At 60.4% G+C, this 2,439-nt stretch carries 1 protein-coding gene and 1 pseudogene; one reads left to right on the top strand and one right to left on the bottom strand.

Features of this window, described 5'->3' with window-relative positions; genetic code table 11:
- Positions 1 to 549: pseudogene (locus ACLJRL_RS41165) on the top strand (HNH endonuclease); the annotation flags it as partial.
- Positions 550 to 582: 33 nt separating this feature from the next.
- Here the strand turns inward: ACLJRL_RS41165 and ltrA are convergent.
- Entirely contained in the window at positions 583 to 1,845 is a 1,263-nt protein-coding gene (ltrA, locus tag ACLJRL_RS41170; RefSeq protein WP_410661844.1) for a group II intron reverse transcriptase/maturase, read from the bottom strand.
- Between the last annotated feature and the right edge of the window lie 594 nt (positions 1,846 to 2,439).

Raw genomic sequence — 2,439 nt, forward strand, 5'->3', positions numbered from 1 at the left:
GACCTGGCCATCGCGAGCCCGGACCAGCCCGGCACCTGCGGCTACCGGACCATGGTGCACGTCCTGATCGGCTTCGAAGAACTCAAAACCGGGCTCGGCACCGCCAGCGTCGACTTCGTGGGTGAGATGACCGCCCGCGAAGCACGCATGGCGGCCTGCGACTGCCTCATGCTTCCCATCGTCATGAACGCCGCCGGAGAACCCTTGGACGTGGGCCGGATCAAACGGTTCGTCACCCCCGGTCAGCGGAAAACCTTGAACGCCCGTGACCGAGGCTGCTCCTTCCCTGGCTGTCAACGGCGACCGAAGCGCTGTCACGCTCACCATATTCACCACTGGGCAGACGGCGGACTGACCGACCTCCGCAACATGTGCCTCCTCTGCTCCTTCCACCACCACCTGATCCACCACGGCGACTGGGAAGTCCGCATGACCGCCGACGGCCTACCGGAGTTCATCCCGCCCCAATACCTGGACCCGCTACAAACCCCGAGGCGGTCGGGTCGCCCGGGGCATTTCAGCCCCGGGCTCCCACGGATCCCGGCGTGACAGTCTCCCGTCACCGGGCTCTTATCACCCTGATCACCACACCCGCGGAACCGAAGGAATCCATGTCCAGTGCGCGAACATGCGGGGATGTCGTGAAACGATGCCCCGCCAGCACATGATGGCTTTCTTCTTGCCCGCCAGTCGTTTGTATTTGGAGCGGATCCAGCGCACCAAGTAGGCGTTGATGCGTGCCAGAAGCGGATACATCATGGAGCGGTAGAACGCACCATAATAGTTCATCCAGCCTCGCACGATCGGGTTGATCCACCGTGCGAGTTCGGTGAAGGTACGACCCATGCGGCGATGCAGTCGCCAGGACCGCACCTCCGCACTGATCCGTTTCAGGGCGTTCTTACTGATCGCTGGCGTGAACGAGTTGAACATCTGCCCGCTCTTGGTCCGCGCCCCACGCTGACGGAACGTGAACCCCGAGAACGTGAATGACGTATGCTCATACGAACCTCGCCGTTTCTCGTCCTGACAGTAGACGATCCTCGTTTTATCGGGGTGCAACCGCAGCCCGACCTGTTCCATCCTGTCCCTGATAGCCGTGAGCACCCGCCGGGCCTCAGCCTCGCTGACACAGTGCACCACGACATCATCGACATAGCGTTCGAACGAGATATTCGGAAATTCCCGGACCATCCACATATCGAACGCGTAATGAAGGAACAGATTCGCCAGCACAGGCGAGATCGCCGATCCTTGCGGAGTTCCGCGATCCCGCTCAGTAAGACCGCCATCGGCTGATTGCAGCGGAGCACGTAACCACCGCTTCACATACAACACAACCCATGGCTGGTCAGTGTGTTTCTCCACCGCCTTGACGATCAGGTCCCAGGGCACGGTGTCGAAGAATTTCTGGATGTCGAGATCGACCACCCAATCCTTCCTCCAACACCTTCGACGGCAGACCCCGACCGCGTCCAATGCCGACCTGCCCGGCCGATAACCATACGAATCCTGGTGGAAAACCTGTTCGACTTCCCGTTCCAACCGTCTGGCCACCACCGTTTGGGCGACACGGTCCGCGACCGTGGGCACTCCGAGAACCCTGATTCCGCCGCCATGCGGCTTCGGTATCTCCACCGACCGCACCGGAGGTGGAAAGTAGCTTCCCGAGGACATCCGATTCCAGATCTTGTACAGGTTTCCCTGAAGATCCTTCTCGAAATCCTCGATCGAGCAGCCATCCACCCCTGGTGCTCCCTTATTCTTTCTGACCTTTTCCCAAGCCTCCAGCACTTCCCACTTCGAAATGACAAACGACTTGCCCGGTGACTTCAGCTCGCTCACGCGACTCCTCCCAGGCCATCGGCCCGGTTGATCGGAAAACTCACCACGAATGACCTGACCCCTTCGCTCCACTCCCATTACAGAAGCTTCACCACTACTACGAGCCAGTCCGCCGGCGCGCACTCGCATCGGTACTCAATCCCTCACGGTTTCCGCCGCTCGGGACTCTCCCTCTCACCACCCTGAACACCCAGGACAGCAGTATCGCCGCACGCCTTCTCACGTTCCGCATGGACGCAGCAGATCAGACTCGCGTCGCCTCTATGCCGGACACCACCTGGCCAATAAACGGGCACCCGCCAGACTCCTCCCAGGGTTATGTTGGCACCCCGGTTCTGATGTCAACCGTTGAAGTTACGACACTTCATCAGCGAATCGCTTACGCTCGCCTTTCTGATCCCCACCTGAACCATCAACGTGGTCCTTTTCCCACTCGCTCACCACGACGGTCTTCAGCCAACGCAGCAGTGGGCGGTTTGAAGCCACTCCCCGCAGAGCGGCCCCGAAGGGCCAACCTTCATCGTCCACGCAGCCCCACTTCCGGAAGTGTTACCTACAAAGCAACTCCCATCCATGCTCGTGACACACCAACAC

Source organism: Amycolatopsis sp. lyj-112 (genome assembly GCF_046549055.1).
Taxonomy (GTDB): Bacteria; Actinomycetota; Actinomycetes; order Mycobacteriales; family Pseudonocardiaceae; genus Amycolatopsis.